At 53.9% G+C, this 19,710-nt stretch carries 20 protein-coding genes; 5 read left to right on the top strand and 15 right to left on the bottom strand.

Translation table 11 applies throughout. The features are described 5' to 3' along the window. Nucleotides 1–84: 84 nt before the first annotated feature. Nucleotides 85–522, bottom strand: a complete 438-nt coding sequence (locus tag OKC27_RS14030) for a DUF2846 domain-containing protein (RefSeq protein WP_182938511.1) — start codon at nucleotides 520–522, stop codon at nucleotides 85–87. Between the two features lie 279 nt (nucleotides 523–801). Between OKC27_RS14030 and OKC27_RS14035 the strand changes: the two genes are divergently transcribed. After that, on the top strand, nucleotides 802–1,938 hold the full coding sequence (locus OKC27_RS14035; protein WP_269475276.1) for an anthrax toxin-like adenylyl cyclase domain-containing protein: 1,137 nt from the start codon (nucleotides 802–804) through the stop codon (nucleotides 1,936–1,938). Nucleotides 1,939–2,124: 186 nt separating this feature from the next. On the opposite strand, the gene ydfZ is transcribed toward OKC27_RS14035, so the two are convergent. Then, on the bottom strand, nucleotides 2,125–2,322 hold the full coding sequence (gene ydfZ / locus OKC27_RS14040; protein ID WP_042018422.1) for a putative selenium delivery protein YdfZ: 198 nt from the start codon (nucleotides 2,320–2,322) through the stop codon (nucleotides 2,125–2,127). Between the two features lie 312 nt (nucleotides 2,323–2,634). Between ydfZ and OKC27_RS14045 the strand changes: the two genes are divergently transcribed. Next, nucleotides 2,635–3,135 carry a DUF1993 domain-containing protein gene (locus OKC27_RS14045; protein WP_182938512.1) on the top strand — a complete coding sequence of 167 codons (501 nt, stop codon included), beginning with the start codon at nucleotides 2,635–2,637 and terminating at the stop codon, nucleotides 3,133–3,135. A 103-nt stretch (nucleotides 3,136–3,238) separates the two neighbouring features. Here the strand turns inward: OKC27_RS14045 and OKC27_RS14050 are convergent, their stop codons facing one another. The 6 genes from OKC27_RS14050 to OKC27_RS14075 all read right to left on the bottom strand — a co-directional run bounded on the left by OKC27_RS14050 (nucleotide 3,239) and on the right by OKC27_RS14075 (nucleotide 8,580). Then, nucleotides 3,239–3,751: a cupin domain-containing protein gene (locus OKC27_RS14050; protein WP_182938513.1), complete on the bottom strand. Its 513-nt coding sequence runs from the start codon at nucleotides 3,749–3,751 to the stop codon at nucleotides 3,239–3,241. 269 nt (nucleotides 3,752–4,020) lie between these two features. Then, nucleotides 4,021–4,686: a DUF3313 domain-containing protein gene (locus OKC27_RS14055; RefSeq protein ID WP_182938514.1), complete on the bottom strand. Its 666-nt coding sequence runs from the start codon at nucleotides 4,684–4,686 to the stop codon at nucleotides 4,021–4,023. Nucleotides 4,687–5,075: 389 nt separating this feature from the next. After that, nucleotides 5,076–6,206, bottom strand: a complete 1,131-nt coding sequence (locus OKC27_RS14060; RefSeq protein ID WP_270806411.1) for an ABC transporter substrate-binding protein — start codon at nucleotides 6,204–6,206, stop codon at nucleotides 5,076–5,078. Between the two features lie 57 nt (nucleotides 6,207–6,263). Next, complete coding sequence (locus OKC27_RS14065) at nucleotides 6,264–6,899, bottom strand: LysE family translocator (RefSeq protein WP_075113781.1); 636 nt, start codon at nucleotides 6,897–6,899, stop codon at nucleotides 6,264–6,266. Between the two features lie 40 nt (nucleotides 6,900–6,939). Then, nucleotides 6,940–7,761 (bottom strand): helix-turn-helix transcriptional regulator, encoded by an 822-nt coding sequence (locus tag OKC27_RS14070; RefSeq protein ID WP_182938515.1) that lies wholly within the window; start codon nucleotides 7,759–7,761, stop codon nucleotides 6,940–6,942. A gap of 60 nt (nucleotides 7,762–7,821) precedes the next feature. Then, nucleotides 7,822–8,580, bottom strand: coding sequence for a substrate-binding periplasmic protein (locus tag OKC27_RS14075; protein WP_270806412.1), 759 nt, complete (start codon nucleotides 8,578–8,580; stop codon nucleotides 7,822–7,824). A 308-nt stretch (nucleotides 8,581–8,888) separates the two neighbouring features. Here OKC27_RS14075 and OKC27_RS14080 point away from each other — a divergent pair, with 308 nt between their 5' ends. Continuing rightward, a complete protein-coding gene (locus tag OKC27_RS14080; RefSeq protein WP_232093586.1) occupies nucleotides 8,889–9,362 on the top strand; it encodes a hypothetical protein in 474 nt (157 codons plus the stop codon). 48 nt (nucleotides 9,363–9,410) lie between these two features. Here the strand turns inward: OKC27_RS14080 and OKC27_RS14085 are convergent, their stop codons facing one another. Further along, nucleotides 9,411–10,643 carry a 3-deoxy-D-manno-octulosonic acid transferase gene (locus OKC27_RS14085; protein WP_182939811.1) on the bottom strand — a complete coding sequence of 411 codons (1,233 nt, stop codon included), beginning with the start codon at nucleotides 10,641–10,643 and terminating at the stop codon, nucleotides 9,411–9,413. A gap of 236 nt (nucleotides 10,644–10,879) precedes the next feature. Here OKC27_RS14085 and OKC27_RS14090 point away from each other — a divergent pair, with 236 nt between their 5' ends. After that, a complete protein-coding gene (locus OKC27_RS14090) occupies nucleotides 10,880–11,941 on the top strand; it encodes a glycosyltransferase (RefSeq protein ID WP_182938518.1) in 1,062 nt (353 codons plus the stop codon). 27 nt (nucleotides 11,942–11,968) lie between these two features. Here the strand turns inward: OKC27_RS14090 and OKC27_RS14095 are convergent, their stop codons facing one another. The 6 genes from OKC27_RS14095 to rfaD form a co-directional block, all read right to left on the bottom strand. Continuing rightward, nucleotides 11,969–13,054 carry a glycosyltransferase family 9 protein gene (locus tag OKC27_RS14095; RefSeq protein ID WP_232093588.1) on the bottom strand — a complete coding sequence of 362 codons (1,086 nt, stop codon included), beginning with the start codon at nucleotides 13,052–13,054 and terminating at the stop codon, nucleotides 11,969–11,971. Beyond that, complete coding sequence (locus OKC27_RS14100; protein ID WP_182938519.1) at nucleotides 13,051–13,716, bottom strand: glycosyltransferase family 25 protein; 666 nt, start codon at nucleotides 13,714–13,716, stop codon at nucleotides 13,051–13,053. Before OKC27_RS14100 ends, OKC27_RS14095 begins: the two co-directional genes overlap by 4 nt. 2 nt (nucleotides 13,717–13,718) lie before the next feature. Further along, nucleotides 13,719–14,921, bottom strand: a complete 1,203-nt coding sequence (locus OKC27_RS14105; protein ID WP_270806413.1) for an O-antigen ligase family protein — start codon at nucleotides 14,919–14,921, stop codon at nucleotides 13,719–13,721. Further along, nucleotides 14,918–16,684: a polysaccharide deacetylase family protein gene (locus OKC27_RS14110; protein ID WP_182938521.1), complete on the bottom strand. Its 1,767-nt coding sequence runs from the start codon at nucleotides 16,682–16,684 to the stop codon at nucleotides 14,918–14,920. Before OKC27_RS14110 ends, OKC27_RS14105 begins: the two co-directional genes overlap by 4 nt. Beyond that, nucleotides 16,681–17,865, bottom strand: a complete 1,185-nt coding sequence (locus tag OKC27_RS14115; protein WP_182938522.1) for a glycosyltransferase — start codon at nucleotides 17,863–17,865, stop codon at nucleotides 16,681–16,683. The genes OKC27_RS14110 and OKC27_RS14115 overlap by 4 nt, the downstream gene beginning before the upstream one ends. A 64-nt stretch (nucleotides 17,866–17,929) precedes the next feature. Beyond that, on the bottom strand, nucleotides 17,930–18,889 hold the full coding sequence (gene rfaD / locus OKC27_RS14120) for an ADP-glyceromanno-heptose 6-epimerase (protein WP_075113788.1): 960 nt from the start codon (nucleotides 18,887–18,889) through the stop codon (nucleotides 17,930–17,932). A 158-nt stretch (nucleotides 18,890–19,047) separates the two neighbouring features. Here rfaD and OKC27_RS14125 point away from each other — a divergent pair, with 158 nt between their 5' ends. Next, nucleotides 19,048–19,692: a TetR/AcrR family transcriptional regulator gene (locus OKC27_RS14125; protein ID WP_042057022.1), complete on the top strand. Its 645-nt coding sequence runs from the start codon at nucleotides 19,048–19,050 to the stop codon at nucleotides 19,690–19,692. The last annotated feature ends 18 nt before the right edge of the window (nucleotides 19,693–19,710 follow it).

Raw genomic sequence — 19,710 nt, forward strand, 5'->3', positions numbered from 1 at the left:
TGGACAGGAAATCTGGAACACCCACTTTCGGGCAAAGGCGTAGCTGATAAGGCTACGCCGTGTTTGTTAGGTGAAGGTATCTGATCACTTAACCAACTTGCTTTCCATCACCCCTTGTTTGCCTTCCTCTTCACTGACCTGACTCAGCTTGGAGCGGGCCATCAGCAGGCCCATCTTGACCTCCTGCCAGACGTAGTAGTTTTTACCCGCCTCGGTGCTGAGGGTCAGGGTGGCATCGTTCTCCGACTTTGAGGTGATGGTGTGGCTGCCCGGCGTCACCTGCTTGAGGATATAGCTGTGAGCCACGGTATCGCCTACGGCAGAACCATCCACCAGCAGCGGCATTTTCACGGCCGTGCCGAAGGTCTCGTTGCGATAGATATAGAGGTTGGCCGCATCCTTGGGGGCCACAAACTGCTTGGCCTGCGCATCTGCGGTGGCATCGGCCATGGGCACGGAAGCACAACCGGAAAGCAGCGCCGCCGACAGCAGGGCGGCACTCATCATTATTTGCCTGAACATAGTTTTTATTTTTAGTGGGTTAATGGGAAATAAAGGTTCGCATGAGCCTTCACTGGCTGACAATCGGTCATATCGGTCGGGGTGTGACCCGGTTCAATCTTTCGGCATTTGGCTGCTTCGTACACGTCACGCACCACCGCTAAATCGGCCATAGCCCTCCTGTGCGCAGCTTCTCTTCTCAGGATATCGCCGGAAAATTCAATAAATGACGACCAATTCTGCAATACCCCACCCTCCGCGACTTCTTAGACTGACCCCTGATTCACAGTGGAGGGATAGATGATGCGTATTGATGGCGTTCGTGACGTGCAGCCAGCAGCAGTAGAGCAACCCGAGGGGAAAACTCGTCCGGCGGGTCTGGATCTTCAAGCCGTGAAGAGCCTGTTTACCTCTCATGGCGTGGGAATCCCGCCAGAACATGCGCTGCGTATGCAAGCGGTAGCCAAGGAGAAAGATACTGTCTTTGGCATTCGTCCGGTTGAAGGAATGGTGACCACTCTGATTGAAGAGGGCTATCCGACCAAGGGGTTCTCGGTCAAAGGAAAAAGTGCGAACTGGGGGCCACAGGCCGGTTTTATCTGTGTCGATCAGCTGTTGAGCAAACGGGAAAATCGTGATGCGGCCGAGATAGACAAACTCAACCAGGCGGTGGCGAAGGGGATGAAAAGCGGTGCCTATACCCAGGCCGACCTCAGGATCAGCCATCAGCGTATCGGGGAGTTGATTCAGGATTTTGGTCTCAAGGGTGAGGGGGTCGGGCCGGTGCGCCTGCTGCGAGCCGAAGGGCCCAGTGGCACCCCTTATGAATTCGTGGCCCGACAGGAGGACGATGGCCTCTACCGGATCAGCCGACAGGGGGAGCAACAGGCAATTCAAGTCCTGGCCAATCCCGAGTGCGGCTTGCCCATGACGGCAGACTACGACCTTTTTCTGGTGGCCCCTCCTCTCGAGGAGTATGGAAATGGCGGGCGTGATGCCAGACCCAACACGGCGGTAAAGTACCAACCCCTGCCTAACGATCCCCATACCATGGCGAGTTTTTACAACCGGGAAGACACTACCCGGGGCAATATCACCTCACGAACTCTGCAGTTGGTCGATACCCTCAATGGCACGCTGGGGCGAGGAGAGCACAGAGAGATGTTTCATCACAGCGATGATGCAGGCAGCCCGGTCTCGTCAATGGGTGATAACTTCCCGGCCACCTTCTATCTGCCACGGGCCATGGAACATCGCAATGGTAATGAGGTGGTGCGCTTTGATGAGGTATGTGTCGTGCCGGACCAGCAGAGCTTCAGCCTGTTGGTCGAGTGTATCAAGGGGAATGGCTACCACTTCAACGCCCATCCCGATTGGCAGGTACCTCAGCGACCCAGTTTTCAGGAAGCTGTCGCCTTCTTCAACGGCAAGGTCTGACTGCATTCCGGCTAGCACATCCGGGCTGCCCACTCGGTACAAAGCTACAGGAACGATTGATGAATCCTCATCGGACCTATGCCCAACCCTGTGGCGGCAGCACAATGCCGCGGCATCAGAAACCCGGCCGCCAGATGGGGCCGGCGGCCGGGTGAATTGTAAAGAGTAGGGTGACAGGGAAAGGGATCAGCCTAGTCTAATCAACTCGATGGGCGCGTAACGCTCTTGAGTGTTTGCCAGCAGCACGCACTTCTCATGCTCCGCCTGATAGGGGGTCATGTGGTCGGTGTGGGCCTCTTTCAAAAAATCGACTGCGCCAGTGGCGGCAATCATCACGCGCTGACCCAGGTTCAGCACATTTCGGTTCCGGTCATAGATCTTCATGTCATTCTCCTTTTCTTGTGTCCTGGCGGATGCGCAGGCGTGTGTCCAGGACAACGGCATTCAGCCTACGCCCCTGAAAAAAGGTGATTTATGTCACAGATCAAAAAAGGGGCGATAAGGGACTCGCAGGTTCAAAAAGCGAGCATGGCCGCTTGGCCAGCGGTTGTCGCGCGAAGTAGCGCCTCCCCTGCCCTTTTCGTCGTGGCAGGCTCGAACCTGTCAGGGGATGGGGTATATTGGTGGCCGATTAGCCAGTCTCATTCACCGTGGCCGCTCAAGCGGGCCGCTGTTTCAACAAGATGGAGAGTGCCCATGAATCGCGACATTACCGCCCAGTTTATCAAGATGCTGACCAACCTCGACCACTGTCTGGCCAAGGCCGAAGCCCACGCCGCGGCGAAGCAGTTCAACGTGGAGAACTTCTTCGGCGAGCGGCTGATCGTCGATATGTTGCCGCTGGCCAAGCAGGTGCTGATCTGCTGCGATTCGGCCCGCGCCGTGGTCGCCACCGCCAGCCACAGCGAGCTGCCGGCCATGGGCGATGATCCCAAAACCATCGCCGATCTGCGCGCCCATATCGGCAAGACCATCAGCTATCTGCAGGGCAAGCTGGACGCGGACTACAGCCAGTACGCCAGCGGTCGCTACGTGCCCCACTGGGCGGGCGGCAAGGGGATGGATGGCCATACCTGCGTCCATGAGTACGGCATTCCCAACTTCTACTTCCACCTCACCATGGCCTATGCCCTGCTGCGCCGCGCCGGAGTCGATCTCGGCAAGCGCGACTATCTGGGCGGGCTCAACCTGCAATAAGCGCCGCGCCGCCACAGGCGGCAAACTGATAGCAAAAGCCTGCCACGCGGCAGGCTTTTTTATGTCGGGTGGTGCAGGGCTGGTGCGCAGAAGGACAAGCGCCCTAGAAGGGGCCGTTGCTCTCGCGCAGTTTGTCGGGCAGGCCGTCGTGATCCCCCAGCTCACGCTCGGGCACGTCATCCCAGTGCAGCTGGCCGAGGGTGATATTGCGCTTGGGGTGGACGGCGTAGTGGATGCGGTTGTCCTCCCGATCGGTATCGCCGATGCAGAGCAGCCGGACACTCTCTTCGGTGTTGTTGATAAAGGCGTGGGCCAGCCCGTCACCGGCCTTGAAGCCCACCGAATCCCCCGGTTGCAGCCGATAGAGCACCCCATCGAGCCAGACGTCGGGCGTTCCTTCCAGCACGTGAACAAACTCGTCCTCGGTCTTTTCGGCATGGGGCCAGCTGGTGCGATGGCCGGGCTCGACGATCTCGTGGTGAATGCCGATGCGGCTAAAACCGAAGTGCTTGCCGAGGGCGCAGCCGCGAGAAAGGGGCTCCTGACTGCCGGAGTAGTAGCGCGGCGTCTGCTCTTGCAGCTCGCTCCAGTGTTTGATGCAGGGGTGACGGGTCATAGTGGTTCCTTATGCTATGAGGATACGGTCACGGGAAGTGTCATCCTAACTGCCAGAATGCGGGGGAGAAAAGCAGAAATCGGCGGGCGCATTCCTCAGCTGACGGCAAAAAGGCGGACTCGGCTGCGAGCTGATCGCATGGCTGGCGAGGGCTGTGCGGCCATGCCAGCGACAGTGGCGCGGACAAAAATGCAGACAACAAAGAGGGAGCCGCTGGCTCCCTCTCTCGATCTTGTCGGCACCTGTTTTCGGATACCTATTTCCCACTCTTATTTCCCAAGATTGTCCGCCAGCTGCTTGGCACGATTGGCCGCCCACTGGTCGATCATCTTCTCCATCTCCCCGGCGGTGATAGGCGAATCCTTGTGGGTGGTGTCCGGGCTTTCGCGGGCATCCATCACCCGCACCAGCAGCTTGCCGCTCTGGGAGTCGAGCAGTTGGGCCATGCTGCCCACCTTGAGCAGGTAGGGCTCCTTGCCGATCACTTCACGAGTGACGTTGATGGCGATCTTGGCGGGCAGCAGGTCACGCAGTTTCGGGTCGGGACGGGTCAGGTCGAAGTTGGTGACAGCCGCCTGGATCCGCATGACCTTAGGGCCGGGGGCGCTGGCAATCTTGACGCCGTGCTTGATCAGCTCGCGCTGGAAGGTGTCGTGGTAGTAGCGGCCAATCTGGTTCTGGTCGTTGGCGGTCAGCAGATACCACTGGCCATTCTCCTGCCGGATAAACTGCAGCGGATCAAGCAGCACCTCGTTGTATTGGCGCAGATCAACACCCGGCTCCTTGTAGACGCGCTGGTTGGGGTTGCTCTCGCTCGGCTGGAAGGCGCTGAAGGGAACAGTTTGCAGTGACTGCAAGCTGTAGGAGACCTGATTTTTGACGGCGCAGCCACCCAGAAGGACCGCAGCCACGGCAACCATCACGACCTTTTTCATATTTGCTCCTGCATTTTACTGTTTGTTTTTGCTGTGGATTTCGCACCACATGGCTGGAGATCCCGTGCCGGAAGCCGCCAATGTCACAGAGAAATAACCTATTCGCCACCTTCTCACAAGCGACAGATCAAGATTGTTCAGCTCACATCCAAGTTGTCACAATTGCGGCGCGTTTGTACAGGGTCGGGCAGGGTATGAATGGCAATCTGGCGAGGGTTCGGTTGTTTAATCCGGCTAAATGGGGCTGCGGCAAGCGCTCAGTTTTTTCAAACGATGCGAGCCCGCGAGCGGCGTGAGTTGAACGGGGGAATGCATCAGAACCCACGATGACCGATCACCAGCCATCCTGCGCAACGGGCCTGCCGCCGGACACGCGGCAGACCCACTCATCAGTTATCCAGATCCCAGGGGCACTGCTTGACCAGCCCCTCTTTGCCGCTGGCGACGATCGCCTGCTGCACCATCCGTTTGTAGCGATTCTTGATATGGGCAGGCAGCGCGGGCACCAGCAGCCGCTCATCAAACTCCGGCAGCGGGCGATCCGGCAACACCGCCTGCTCCTGCGGGCTGAGGGGCGGACGGGAGCCGACATTGCTGGCCGAGATGGTGGGCGTGCCCACCAGCATCTGGCGTTGCAACGGGGCGCTCAGCAGAAAATCCACCAGCAGGTAGGCGGCCTTGAGCCGTGCGGGATCATCGCCAACATGGCGGGCGATGGAGAGCGCATCGAGGGCATAGATGGCCCCCTCCTGCACCATGGCGATCCGCCACTGCTGGTCGTACTGCTTGTTGCACTCCACCAGCTCCAACCCCCAGGTGGTGGCAAAGGTCTGCTGGCGCAGATCCTCACAGCGGTTGGCCTGATTGAACCAGAAGCCACGGCTGGCTTGCAGCCGCTGCGTGAGCTGTTGCTCCACCTCTTGCTGCAACGTTTTGTCGGCTAGCATCTCGCCGCTGGCAAACAGGGCGGGCGACTTGCCAAGGGAGAGCAGCACCGAAAACAGCAGCGGTTCGAACTGGTCGCAGAACTCGGCAAACTGGCCCGACGGCGGGCTGCTGGCGAGCACCTGCCAACTGGTGGGCGCTTGCGGCACCTGTTTGCTGTCGTAGGCGAGGCTGAACATGGCGTAGGAGAAGGGCACCGAGTAGTTGCGCTCCCCCTGCTTGTCATACTCGGTGTTCTTGAGGGCGGGCTTCACCTCGGCGTAGTGTTGCAGGCGACTGAAATCGATAGGGAGCAACAGCTTGAACAGCGGTTGGTGATGGGCCTTGTAGAAGTAGCTGGTCGGCAGCACCACATCGGCGCTGCGGGTGCGCAGGGCGCGGTAGACGCTGTCAAAATCGGTCAGCAGCGGCTCGATCCGGCTGACCGTCGCCTCCACCCCATGGGCTTTGGCGTAGTCGGCAAACTGTTGTTCATAACCCGCTGGCAGATAGCCCCACTCCAGCAATCTGAGCTGAACCGGGGCCGCCAGCGCCGGGGCCATCCCCAACAACCAGCAAAGAGGCAGTAGACGCATGGCCGGACACTCCTGACAGGTAAACCTTGATGGAGTATAGGCCCCTGCGCCGACTCGTCAGGCCACCAGCTCGGCCCCCATGCTCGCCAGAATGGAGAGGCTGACTACCGCAAACAACACGCCAGTCACCAGATTGAGTGGCCGCTGCACCCGCAGCAGCAGGCGCTGGGCGCGATCGGTGGAGAGGCTCCACGCCAGCAACCCGAACCAGCAGAGGGAGATGATAAAGAGCTCGCCTACCAGCAGGCCGCGGGTCACCCCGTCCACCTGCGGCGTCACCATGGCGGCCAGCAGACCGATAAAGAACACCAGCGCCTTGGGGTTGAGCAGATTGGTGGCGATACCGGCACGCACGCCCCTGCCCCAGCCGCGCAGCTCGTTGGCGGCGCTGGCCATCACGGTGCCGCTCTGCTGGCGGGCCGCCATCAAGGCGCCCCACCCCAACCAGCCCAGATAGAGGGCGCCGCAGCACTTGATCACCATAAACAGCAGCGGGTGGCTGGCGATCAGCATGCTGATCCCGGTCAGGCTGAAGGTGGCGTGTACCATGATCGCCAGCGAGATGCCCAGCGCCGCGCCAAGGGCGGTCGGCCGGTGCAGGCTGGTGCGCAGGATCAGGGCAAAATCGGGGCCGGGGCTGGCCAGTGCAATCAGGTGCATCAGGCCGAGGGTAACGAACAGACTGGTCAGCATAACAACTCTCGCTTTAACGACGGAGAGTCAGCATGGCGGATCAGCGGGGGGCGCGGCTTGTAAAAGATTGCATCTGGGCACGAAATTCGGCGGGCGTCAGACCGAATGCCTGGCGAAAGCCGTGGTGGAAGTGACTCTGATCGAAGAAGCCGACCGCCAGCGCCACCTCGCTCACCGCCATCCCGCTCGCCAGCAGCCGCTTGCCCTGCTCCAGCCGCAGCCGTTTCAGCCAGGCGTAGGGGGTCATGCCGCTGCGTTTCTTGAACTGGCGCAGGAAGGCGAAACGGTCGAGCCCGAGCAGCCCCGCCAGCTCTTCCAGCGAGTGGGGTTCGTCGAGGGCGGCCATCAGGTAGTCGCGCAGGAATCTCAGTTGGGGATCGGCCAGCGGGTGTACCTCGGGGGCCAGATGCAGCAGCTCCCCCAGCAGGGCCAGCAGCTGGCTCTCGATCAGCAGGCCATCGGCCTTGGGGTTGTCGAGATAGCCGTGCAACTGGGCAAAGCCTTGATAAAGGTCGGGTCTGCTCTGCAATCCCTTGTCGAAGAAGGGTTCCGGCTGCTCCGGCAGCCAGAGCGCCAGCTGCTGCGGATCGATGGCGAAGACCCGCACCTCGTACCCTTCCGGCAGCAGGCTGAGGCCGTCGTGCACCTCATCCGGGTTGACGGTAGAGAGCACCCCGCGCACCAGATGGTGACTGTTTCCCTTGTGGATAAACTTCTGACCACCCCGCTGCACCAGCCCGATATGGTAATCGAGATGGACATGGCGGCCGTAGCTGAACGCCCTGTGGTGGGAGTGCGACAGCTCGACACCCGGCAGGTGCGGGGATTGCCAATAGCGGATGAGGGAATCGGTGGTATTCATGGGTTATAGATACACCAGAAGCGGGCGTTGGACTTGTAGATTATTGCACGCAACCCCCTCTCAACGCCCCCACAGCCGCGGGGTCGACTCCACCAGCGAAGCGAGCGGCACCCGCTCCACCACCTGACGCATATGCTGCACCAGCTCGGGATTGGCATCCCCCAGCGACTTGGTCAGCACGATATGCACCTCCAGCGGAGTGACTGGAAGGTAGATGAGGCGGGTCACCGCAGAGAGCCGGGCGCGAAAATGGTTGGCGGAGATATCGTTGGAGAAGAGCGCGGCATCGATGCGCCCGCGCAGCAACTTCTGCATGTTGCCATGCTCCCAGCTGAGCTGGGAGAGGGTGTCGATATGGATCTGCGGATGCTGCAACAGCGGCGGCACGATCGCCTGACTCGACCAGCCGATGGTGGTGCCGTAGAGATCTTCCTGCCGCTCGACCGAGTGAAGTCGCGATGGCACCAGTACCACCAGCACCGGCCGCAGCAGCAACAGGTGGGGGTCGATATAGTGAAAGTGGCGAGCCCGCTCGGGACTGTAACTCAGCAGCGGGGTCAGCTCGCACTCGCCATTCTCGAGGTTGCTGAGCAGCCGCGCCACATTGAGCCCCTGCCACTCGATGGTGCGCCCGATCGCGGGTTCGATATGGCGACGAAAGTAGTCGATCACCGGCCCGGAGACCTTGCCCTGCTGATCGATGGTGACCAGCGGCGCCAGCTGGAAGGCGCATCCCCGCAGTGGCGCGTTGACCGCAACGGCTTGGCTGATGGTCATAAAAGGGAGAAGAAGTGCCGATAGCAGTAATACCAAACGCATACCCGAACGAGAGATGCCCATAAGTGCCGACCCGATGCCCCGATAGCCATCAGCATGGCACAAGGCAAAGGGGCGGGCTATCTGCTCCCGCCGTTCTGTGGTCCCTGTTCCCCCCAATTTCCACCGACATCAACCACACTCACTATTGTCAATGAGATCAACAAAATCATTGTTTTGCTTGGCTTTTTCTCATTGGATATATTGCCACCTCAATTCATCCATTCCGCTTGGCCGGTATCTTTATGAGACTGTTACTGATTGCTTTGTCCTTTTTTGCTGCAACTGCCAGCGCCAATGAAAAACCCCCCGTGCCTTACTATGACTGGGGCGGTTGTCCGTTTGAAGGGTGCACCTATCAGCAATGGACCACCAAACAGGAGGTGGTCGCCAGAGCCGAGCCTTCGCTGACCGCCAAAACCCTGTTCAAGGTGCCGCGCGGCCAGAATGTAGAGGGACTGACCGGTGTGGTCATCGTCGAAAAGCCGGGGATAGTCAAGGTTCTGAAACCGGTCACGCTCGGTTATAACGACAAGGGTGAAGGCCCGCAGCTCAAGCTGAAAGCGGGCGAACAGCTGTATACGCTGGCCAGCCTCGGGGAAGGGGCGATGCAGTTCTGGTACAAGGGAAAGACCTACACCCTGGACTATGACTACGAGCGCAACCAGATCAAATATGGTGCCACGCCGAAGAGCCAGTGGTGGGTGAAGATCAGGGACAGGCAGGGACGTGAAGGCTGGGTTGCCGAAGCCAAAAACTTCGCCCATATGGATCGTTTCGAATAGTGAACCATTGCCAGCGCCCTCACAGCGAGGGCGCTGGCAGGCCAGAGGTTACAACTTGGGTTGCAGCTTCATCTCGTGCAGATACTCCAGCACCTGGGTTTTGTAGTCCGCCTGATAGGAGAACTTGGTGCTGTCGCACGCCGCAATCAGGTTCACCGCGGTGCAGAACAGAGTTGCTGCCAGCAGCCCCTTGCCAACCCACTGCGGATAACGACGGCTCCAACGCACCAGCAACAGCAGCATCGGGAACAGGGCGTAGGGGAAGATCAGCATCAGGTGCCAGTAGTTGAAGATGATGGGCGAGAGCGCCGCACTCACCAGCACCGCCAGCACCGCCGCAAGCGCATAGAGACCGAGCCAGCTCTCGCCATTCACTTCGGCCCGATCACTGCGCAGCAGGCGCGGCTTGAGTTCACGCCACAGTTGCCAGTTGGCCTTGGCTGCCAACAGCACGGTCGCCGAGCCTACCCCGTAGATCACCACCCGCCACAACCAGACCGCCGCCAGTTGCAGATATTCGTGCCCCGCCAGCCAGATAAACTGGGTGTCGTTGACCAGCTTGCTGGCAAACAGCCAGGAGCCGTAGCGCAGCCAGTAGATCACCGATTTCAGCACCGGATAGACGTGTACCAGCCCCCAGCCGATATAGCGCTGCCGCGCTTCGGGATCGACGTTCTGGGTGATGTGGCTGTTGCTCATCACTTCCATGGCATAAGGGATAAGGGATGCACCAATCAACAGCGCCGCCACCACCACCCCGCTCCAGCTCACCTTGAGAATGCGGCGCCAGAAGAGATAGGTGGAGATCACCGCCAGCAGCGGCCAGGAGTAGTGCAACTGCATCGCCATGCCGATGGCCAACAGGTGAATGATCATGTGCCAGAAGGAGGCCCGCTCGCGCATATGCCAGGCCGACCAGCAGTGCATGGCGGAGAAGAGGAACAGATAGGAGGGGTTGTAGAGCAGGCTCTCGTACTGGAACCAGGGGTTGAGCCAGCAGAGCACCAAAAACAGCAACCGCACCACATTGCTATTCAATACATTGCCATTCAATGCACGGTCATCAAACACCTGGCGGATCACCGCATCAAACAGCAGGAAACCGACCAACCGCATCGCCAGCAGCAGCAGCATGGGCGCATAAGGTGAATCCCACAGCAGCAGCGGCCCGCCAATCAGCCAGGCCGACAGACTCCCCGGCACATTGCCCACCGCACTCGCCGCATTGCCATAGCTGAGCCAGACCCCCTCATAAGCCCCCAGGTAGCCCTTGTGAAGCATCTGGGTCTGGTCGCCGGTGAGGAGTTGGTGATCGGAAAACAACCAGGAAAGCAGCAGCCCGGCAAATATACAGGCCGCAAATAATGCGTTATGGTAGCGCCCACTAAGACCAATCATTGATCCACACCTATTGAAAAAATTGCTAACGACTTTAACAGTTGCCACCTGATTTTGCTCGTTTACGATTCACATTTTTAGTAGATTTACCAGTCAGTTATGAGACCCGCGGAGCAATTATGACCCCACCAGTTAAAAAGTTTTTATTCATTGTTGAAGACTTGTATGGTGGTGGTGCGGAAAAGGTTCTGCTCAATACCGCATCATTACTAAAAGATGCCGGTGCCGATGTAACCTTGTTTACCTTGCGGGAAAAAATAGATCATACGTTGCCCGACAATATTCATCCGATTGATCTTGGCATTGTCACAAAACTGACCAAAGCCATATCCAATATTGCGGTTGAAAAAATACAAGCGTCGCTGATCCTCAAAAAAATCAAAGAGATTTCACCTAACGTCATCATCTCATGCTCATGTGACAAAATTACTAGACACCTGCCTGAAACACTGAATATCTATTACTGGATCCATGGTAATGTCACCGGCTTTGCCAAAAACAACGCCAAAGGATATGAAAAATTCAAGCGCTTCTATAATGGCAAAAAACTGATCTGTGTATCCCGTGGTATAGCAGACGACATTTTGCACAATGTAAAAGCCACCCCCAAATCATGTCAGGTTATCTACAACCCATTTGATATCGAGAAAATTCAGGCGTTGGCCGATGAGCCTTTCAGCAAGCCATTCGACAAGTATTTTATCCATGTCGGCACCTTCGAAGAGCGAAAACGCCACGATCGTCTCTTGCAGGCATATCAGCTAAGTGGCGTTGATACGCCACTCATCCTGATGGGCAAAGGGGAACGACGTCCTCATATTGAAGCCATGATCGAGGAGATGAGCCTTGCCAGCAAGGTGAAAATCATAGATTTTCAGAAGAATCCCTATCCCTATATCAAAGCTGCCCAGGCACTTATCCTGACATCAGATGCTGAAGGGCTGCCAACTGTGCTTATTGAAGCTCTGATATGCCATACACCGATTATCAGTGTAGATTGTCCGTCTGGGCCTGCAGAGATATTGACGACACCACTCGATAAATTTCTAATCCCTATGGGAGATATCAATGGACTGGCCATGGCAATTACAAGTGTGGATCAAAGAAGAATCCCCGTTAATTCAAACTATTATCAACTTTTTTCTAGTGAAAGTGTGACCGAAGAATTTATCTCTTTATGAGAAAGAGTTGGGGAAAACCCCAACTCTCTATAGATAATCAGCCACCCACTTTTCAAATACTGTTTTAAATTCAGCAACATTTATAAAATTCACGTCTTGTTGTGCAGACCTGGTTTCTGCGTAGATAACACTTGAGTGAGGATTATTTGGATGCCACTCCACATTTTCTGGCATCCCGAAATTATCATTGTAAATACCAAGAACAGGTTTACTCAAACCTGTTGCAATATGCACTGTAGCAGTATCCACAGACACCATACCGGCACAATGCCTTACCTGTGCAAAGAGCGCCGCCAGAGACGGTTTCTCATGATCAATAATAACCCTGGCTGGGTCACAAACATGAGATACAAGGCGTTCAACGTCCTTCTCACGCCCAGGTGGATACAACAGACAAATGCTGTAATTTGATGCATCAAGCATTGTGTTGATTAGCTCTATATTTTTCTCAACACTGAAACAACGAGATGCCCCACTACCATATGGATTGAAACACAACGTTCTATTACTTGGCCACCAAGAGCCAACCCTATCCTCAGAATCCTTGAACAAAGGCACTATATAACTGGTATCAGGGTTAGCAATCCCCATATGCTCCAACAGCACCTTAAATTTTTTAGCGAAGTGCATCCCTGCTGTTTTTTGGCCCAGCTTGATATTAATACAGTCAAGCTCATCATCGAGTCCTGCTACATTTTTGCTCCTAACTTTGGAGATGAAATAAAGATCCTTCATCTTCATTTTTTGGCTAAAATGCACAAGATAATCTACATCACCCATTTCATTTGCTAATTTTTTGAGCTCCATATAGCCAGCTCTCTTTGGTATTTCAAAGACGTAATCAAAATTAAAAAAATCTCTAAACAACGGAGCCATTTCCGTGCTGGTAATAACGTAGATTTTCCGATCTGGAAATTTATGTTTAATCTCCCTTGCCACCCAGGAAGAGACGATTGCATCACCAAGCTTGGCATCCCACCTAACAAAAACCGTGACACCATGCGATGACGATCTTACTGATGGATGACGATCAAAAAGTAAAATACCCAGCTTGCGGCGAAGGACATCCCTCCATAATTGAAAGGTTTTAATCACAGCAATCACCTCCATCATTCTATATGTTGACCATAATTTCTGTCATCAATAGTCGATTGGAATAGTCCAACATCCAGACAGCACGGCTCAACACCAGCGGCACTCATTTTATTCCACTGCAGCCGCCCAGTGAGATAATCAGCAGGCATTCTGATTGGATAAGCTATTTTCAGCAGTTTGTGAGCGCCTGCCAGCGTAAGAATATATCCGCCTGTAGATATAATTCCTCGTTGTGAGTTTTTACTGGGTGTTAAATATTTTGCCAAACGATATCCTTCTGGCAAAGATGAGTATATTGGGAAGTGTTTCGCCTTGCCATGATGCAAGAATACAATGTCAGAATTGTTTTTATTAATGATCTCGTTGGTGATAGCTTTGAAATGCATGTGGACGTAAATATCATCTTCTAAAATGACACAACGAGGAATATTTTTCTCCACCATCATTTCATATATATTGATATGACTCATGGCACAACCGACCTCACCCAAGCTAAGGTCATGACCGCAAGTCTCTCTTGCCAGATTGAAATCCACTTTCGCCAAGCTATCTGATGCCAATGACTTGCCATCGACAGCATCGAAAAACTCAAAGTTAACCCCCAAATGAGACATTTGGCGCTCTACCATGGCCCGCCTGTCAGCACTACGTGTCAAACTAATAATAAATACGGGTATCATAGTTATAATAAATCCTGCTTAATTTCATGACAAAATAAAATAAAGATTAGGCTTAATGAGTATAAATACATCATGCTTTGGTGTTCAAAAGGTACATCAAACACAGCTCCAACAGCGAATGATATAGGGATAAACACTCCAGCAGACACAATCCCCATTTCTTTCGCAAAAAATATTGCCGGTAATATAAGCATGCCCAGCAAGAAAATGAATCCTATCCCTCCCCGAATAACCAAAGTCTGCAAATACTGATTGTGTGCATGCGCTAGCTCAGGGCTTAGCAACGCTTGCGGCACAAGACCTTGCTTCACTTGCACTTGCTTTAACGCATCAAAACCATCGGTGCCCACGCCTATTAATGGTGACTCGATAAAGCCTAACCAAGCACTTTTCCATGCTACAGCTCTGAGCCCAAGAGATGTGCTGTAATTTCCATTCCCCATGTTTACAACATCAGAAAAACCAGCATCAATTCTATTTTTCACTATACTGCTGTTTAAATATAGCATTCCGAATACCAACAACAACCCTAGCGTGATTGAAATATATTTCAATGGTTTTTTTGTTATTTTAACAAGTAACAGGTAGGTAATCACAACTATGAACGCCAGCCAAACACCACGACTTTGTGAAAGATATAGTGCACACAGAGAGAATAGTGCCGAGATGATAGACAACCCTTTTTCAAGAAAAGTATCCGAGAAAGAAAAAGAAATCCACATATTGAGAATTGCTAATGTCAGGGCAGCTTGAGAAAAAATAATCGCGTTTGTAAAACCCTCGACTCTAGCTACTCCATGAGTATACTGCCATATACTAATAACCCCCAATCCAAACCCACCCAAAATAATGCCACAATAACCAGCTTTTAGTAAAAAAGTATGCCGTGGCATTAAAAATGCGAAACATGTGACATAAATTATGGCACGCATAATTCCATATTGGTCACCATGAATCTGTCTGTTTACAAAAAGACAAATGGCATAGGATAATAAAAACCATAATATATGACGATTTCTAATACCCACAGGATAGCGATGAACGAAAAAAGAAACCATACCTATTAAGGATGCAATGACAATAAGGTTAGATAGATATGTTTTGCCATCAATAAAGAAAAACATTCCGCTGAATGCGAAGAGCAGGGTGAGCGAAAAAATAAGAAAAGTAAATCGCTCCACATTTATAATGCTTTTTAATATCACTTTGATTTCCTGAACACATAATTACCGCGAATTTTTCGCCATAACCCGAACACATCGGTGCGGGGGAAGATGGCGATCCGGCGGATCTGGAAAGGGTCCTGGTGCATTGCTTTGGGGCCACTGTTGGTAGCGACGGCAAAACGGTACCCGGCGGCGATAGCCTGCTCCTTGGCACTGTCGTTCATATCTCCGTAAGGGTAGGCAAACGAGAGCAGCGGATGGCCAAGCAGGGTCTCCAGTTGGCGTTTATTCTCCTGAATTTCATGGGCTTGTTGTTCGGCTGTGAGCTGACTCAAGCGGGGATGAGTCAGGGTATGCCCCCCAATCTCCACATAGCCACTGGCGGCCAGCGCTTTGACCTGCTCACCACTCATTAGCGAAACCTTGGTATCGGGATTGGTCGGATGCTCCACATCCCAACGGTTATAGCCTTCACCGGTGACTACGTACACCACAGCTTTGTAACCATATTTTTCCAGCAGCGGCAGCATGCGGGTCAGGTTGTCCTGATAGCCGTCATCGGCGGTGATCATCAGGTACTTCTTGCCGTATTGCAGACGGTGGATAAAACCTTTGTCCGCCAAATCACGGAACGTCAGGGTTTCATAGCCGAGCCACTTCATCAGGCGCAGATGCTTCTCGAACATGGCGATCGGCATCCAGGTGCCGTGCACCCCTTTCTCGCTATCCTGCTCGATAAAGCGGTGGTACATGATGACCGGCATCTCGCGGCGCAGGGTTTCCACCACCGCATCTTGATAGATGGACTCCAGCCCGGAGACGACACCCTGCAAGCCGTACTCGTCCTGAATGCGCTGACGAATGGTCTCCGGCACCGTTTTACTGGCCAGTGCGGATGCAATCTCTGCCTTCAGCGCAGCAAAATCGATAGCCAAATCTTTGGGACCAATATCACCAAAGTTGCTGGCCAGCGCCTCGTCCAGATTCTGTTCAGTCACCAGCCCGATGGCCTTGGCCTCGCCGATGGCAAACGCCGGACGACCGCACAACAGGGCTTCCATCGCCACCCGACCAGCGCCGATCACCAGATCGCTACCCGCCAGCAGCGCGGGCACATCGTCGACATAGCCAACAAACTCGGCGCGCTCTTCAAAACGGGCAAAGCGCTCCGGCACCTTGGTACCACTGACAATCCGTACCTTGCATGCATCGAGATCGAGCACTTCGTCGAGTAAGCGGTAACAGAGCTCCCCTTTGGGGCCGCTCAGACGCCCGATGATGGCGATCACTGGTTTGGCATTGTCCGGCGCAGGCACAGGCTGGAATTTGTCAGTTTCGATACCGTTACGCAGCACCTGCACGATCGCAGGATCGACCCCCAGATTGTCGACAATCTGATGGGCGATATCCTCACAAACAGCAACCGCTCGATAGCCGAGTGCATGGAACGCTTTGCGCGAAGCATGCACCGGCTGGCGACCATGCACCGTGGTGATCATCGGGGTGCTAGTCAGCTTGCAGGCGACATAGCTGCTCCAGCCGGAGGCGCGGGAGTGAGCATGCACCAACTGGATATGGTGCTTCTTGATGAGATAGATGAGGTAGAAGACGTGCCAGAAGCGGCGCAGAATGCTGCGCTTGTTGAATCTCAGCGTGAAGACGGGGCCAAGGGTCGGTTTGGTCAGGGTGTCTGAAACGTAAAAAACGTTGTGACCACGCCGGGTCAGTTCGTTACCGACCGTAGTGGCATAGACCTCGGCGCCCGTGACTTCGAGCTGGGAGAGCGCCATCAATATATTCATCCTAGGCGCCCTCCATTGGCGAGACTTGAATGAACAATGCAGCTGGAAGGACGTTTACTCTCCCCATCTAATAATTGCTCGATCTGCCTCATACTCTCCCGGAGATTGAAAATCTTGGCTCGCTCCTTCGATAAGGAACTATATGTTGATAGCATTTTTTTATTTTCAATCATTTTGCGTATTGCCAGTGCAAGCGCATTTGCATCCCCGACAGGAACGAGAACACCATATTTTCCGCCATCGAGAGCTTCACTAGGTCCAGTACAATTTGTTGATACAATGGCCTTCCCCAACGCCATCGCCTCTACGAGTACAACCGGGTAACCCTCATAGTGTGAGGACATAATGAATAGATCGCTATCAGCAAGATATGGATATGGATTTTCCTTGAACCCAAGTAATCTCGTACTATCACCAATATTATTAATATTAATAAATGCCTCTAACCCAGCTCTATCATCACCTTCCCCCAAAATAGCAAGGTGATATTTAACCCCTGCATCAATATTTATCTTATGAGCAGCCAGTAAGATGTCGAATCCTTTTTGTGCATTGCATAGCCGTCCGATAGCAATAACTTTTATTTGCCCTTCACTCGTAATAGGCTCATGACTTTTCCGAATTATGCCTTCGATATCAACCGGGTTATAAACCACTTGAGTATATGGTTTCACTTCAGGATACAATTTCAACAATGCATTCTGTGCACCTTTAGAGACACAGACAATGTTATCCATTTTTTTATAAACGGTACGTTCAACTTTTCTGGAAAGAATTTGATGGCACAACAAGTCTATATGGACCCATGCGATTTTTCGCACAACAGAATTCAGATGAGATAACAACAGAGAGCTATTCCCTTCCAAAAATGCGATACCAACATCATATCGTTCATTAAATATGATACTTGCTAACCACTTGTTATTTAACACAAAATTCCACCAGCGTTTTTTAATAGAGAAAAAAATTCTACGCTGAAACAATCCCGATGGTTCGGTCGGCAACAGAAATTCCACTGTTACATTTTTTGGAACTTGAGATAAGTATACGCCCTCACGCCTTAATAACAGCAGCGTAATAGCGTATTTACTAAAATCCAAACGCTTAAGCGTTTCGATAAGGACCTTTTCGGCGCCTCCTCCGCCCAATGTTTCCATTATAAATAAAACTTTTTTCTTCATGCTAACCACATAGAAAATAACGAAAAAGCCGCCTGATTGGCGGCCATTCCGCAAAAGCAAATAATTAGGCCCGGTTGAGCCAGGCCATGTAATCCGCTACCCCTTCGGCAACGGTTTTGAACTCGGCGTCATAACCCACGCTGCGCAGCTTGGTCATGTCAGCCTGGGTGAAGCTCTGGTAGCGACCCTTGAGGTGATCCGGGAAGGGAATGTACTCGATAGCGCCCTTCTGATGATGCTTGATCACCGCTTCAGCCACGTTCTGGAACGGCTCGGCACGACCGGTACCACAGTTGAAGATGCCGGAGTGCTGCGGGTTCTGCCAGAACCAGAGGTTTACCTTGCAGACGTCGTCGATATAGATGAAGTCACGCATCTGACCACCGTTCGGGAAGCCATCGCAACCTTCGAACAGCTTGGGATTCTCGCCCTTCTTCACCTGGGTATTGAGGTGGAAGGCAACGGAAGCCATGGAGCCTTTGTGCTGCTCGCGCGGGCCGTAGACGTTGAAGTACTTCAAACCGACTACCTGAGAGTTGATCTCGGGGATCCAGCGGCGCACGTACTGGTCAAACAGCTGCTTGGAGTAGCCGTAGACGTTGAGCGGCTGTTCAAACTTGGGATCTTCGATGAAGTTGTCGTTGCGGCCACCGTAGGTCGCGGCAGAGGAGGCGTAGATAAACGGAATTTCGCGCTCGATGCAGTAGTGGAACAGATCCTTGGAGTACTCGTAGTTGACCTCCATGATGAACTTGCCGTTCCACTCGGTGGTGGCGGAGCAAGCACCTTCGTGGAAGATCACCTCGATGCCGTTGTCCCACTCTTCAAACTCGTCACCGGAGACGATGCGAGCCTGAAACTCGTCTTTGTCCATGTAGTCAGCGATGGTCAGATCGACCAGGTTGACGAACTTGGTGCCGTCGGTCAGGTCATCGATGACCACGATATCGGTCCGTCCTTGAGCGTTCAGCTGCTTGACCAGATTGCTGCCGATAAAGCCAGCACCGCCAGTTACTACGATCATGGAGTTTGCCTCTCGTACGTTGATGGCTACATGTGACTGCTTGTTAAAGCTGTGTATAGTGAGCCAATTTGAAATTGCCGAAAAGTTTATCACGGGCCGCCCGGGGATTCGACCTTGTTCAAAACTGCCCCGAGCGGAACCTGTTGGAGGAATGAGTGATGAAAACCAGAGACAGGATCATTCACAGCGCGACCGAGCTGTTCAACGATCAGGGTGAACGCAACATCACCACCAACCATATTGCGGCACACATGGGTATCAGCCCGGGCAACCTCTACTACCACTTCCGCAATAAAGAAGACATCATCCACTCCATCTTCGACCAGTATGCCCGCCACCTGAGCGAGAGCTTCGTCCCGACCCGCAACCGCGAAATCACCCTGCAAGATCTGATGGGCTATCTGGATGCCATCTTCTATCTGATGTGGCAGTTCCGCTTCTTCTACGCCAACCTGCCGGACATCCTCAGCCGCGACGAACCGCTGCAACAGAAATACCTCAAGGCACAGGAGCAGATGCGCTCCTCCGTGGTCGCCCTGCTCAGGAGCCTGCGTGAAGGGGGCATCATCGATGTCAGCGATGAAGACCTGCCGGATCTGGGCCAGACCATCAAGATGGTGGTGACCTGCTGGATCCCGTTCCAGATTGCCCAAGCCCCCAACACCCGCATCACCAAGCCGCTGCTCTATCAGGGCGTGCTGAAGGTGCTGTTCCTGCTGCGCCCCTATGTGCAGCCCCAGGTGGCCGGACAGATCCAGCAGCTGGAGCAACACTACCGCCAGCTGGCCCAACCAGTTGGGTGAGATCTGTTTCACATTTGT

The sequence above is a fragment of the Aeromonas sp. QDB62 genome, assembly GCF_027705695.1.
Classification (GTDB): Bacteria; Pseudomonadota; Gammaproteobacteria; order Enterobacterales; family Aeromonadaceae; genus Aeromonas; species Aeromonas allosaccharophila.

Bases quoted from the DNA above. Each gene is read 5' to 3' on its own strand.
- OKC27_RS14090 (WP_182938518.1), top strand. From the start codon at position 10,880: ATGACCCCACCAGTTAAAAAGTTTTTATTCATTGTTGAAGACTTGTAT.
- OKC27_RS14030 (WP_182938511.1), bottom strand. From the start codon at position 522: ATGTTCAGGCAAATAATGATGAGTGCCGCCCTGCTGTCGGCGGCGCTG.
- OKC27_RS14050 (WP_182938513.1), bottom strand. From the start codon at position 3,751: ATGACCCGTCACCCCTGCATCAAACACTGGAGCGAGCTGCAAGAGCAG.
- OKC27_RS14125 (WP_042057022.1), top strand. From the start codon at position 19,048: ATGAAAACCAGAGACAGGATCATTCACAGCGCGACCGAGCTGTTCAAC.
- OKC27_RS14085 (WP_182939811.1), bottom strand. From the start codon at position 10,643: ATGCTTCACAAGGGCTACCTGGGGGCTTATGAGGGGGTCTGGCTCAGC.
- OKC27_RS14115 (WP_182938522.1), bottom strand. From the start codon at position 17,865: ATGAAGAAAAAAGTTTTATTTATAATGGAAACATTGGGCGGAGGAGGC.
- OKC27_RS14110 (WP_182938521.1), bottom strand. From the start codon at position 16,684: ATGAATATATTGATGGCGCTCTCCCAGCTCGAAGTCACGGGCGCCGAG.
- OKC27_RS14070 (WP_182938515.1), bottom strand. From the start codon at position 7,761: ATGAATACCACCGATTCCCTCATCCGCTATTGGCAATCCCCGCACCTG.
- OKC27_RS14060 (WP_270806411.1), bottom strand. From the start codon at position 6,206: ATGCGTCTACTGCCTCTTTGCTGGTTGTTGGGGATGGCCCCGGCGCTG.
- rfaD (WP_075113788.1), bottom strand. From the start codon at position 18,889: ATGATCGTAGTAACTGGCGGTGCTGGCTTTATCGGCAGCAATCTGGTC.
- OKC27_RS14075 (WP_270806412.1), bottom strand. From the start codon at position 8,580: ATGCGTTTGGTATTACTGCTATCGGCACTTCTTCTCCCTTTTATGACC.
- OKC27_RS14045 (WP_182938512.1), top strand. From the start codon at position 2,635: ATGAATCGCGACATTACCGCCCAGTTTATCAAGATGCTGACCAACCTC.
- OKC27_RS14035 (WP_269475276.1), top strand. From the start codon at position 802: ATGATGCGTATTGATGGCGTTCGTGACGTGCAGCCAGCAGCAGTAGAG.
- ydfZ (WP_042018422.1), bottom strand. From the start codon at position 2,322: ATGAAGATCTATGACCGGAACCGAAATGTGCTGAACCTGGGTCAGCGC.
- OKC27_RS14055 (WP_182938514.1), bottom strand. From the start codon at position 4,686: ATGAAAAAGGTCGTGATGGTTGCCGTGGCTGCGGTCCTTCTGGGTGGC.
- OKC27_RS14065 (WP_075113781.1), bottom strand. From the start codon at position 6,899: ATGCTGACCAGTCTGTTCGTTACCCTCGGCCTGATGCACCTGATTGCA.
- OKC27_RS14100 (WP_182938519.1), bottom strand. From the start codon at position 13,716: ATGATACCCGTATTTATTATTAGTTTGACACGTAGTGCTGACAGGCGG.
- OKC27_RS14095 (WP_232093588.1), bottom strand. From the start codon at position 13,054: ATGATGGAGGTGATTGCTGTGATTAAAACCTTTCAATTATGGAGGGAT.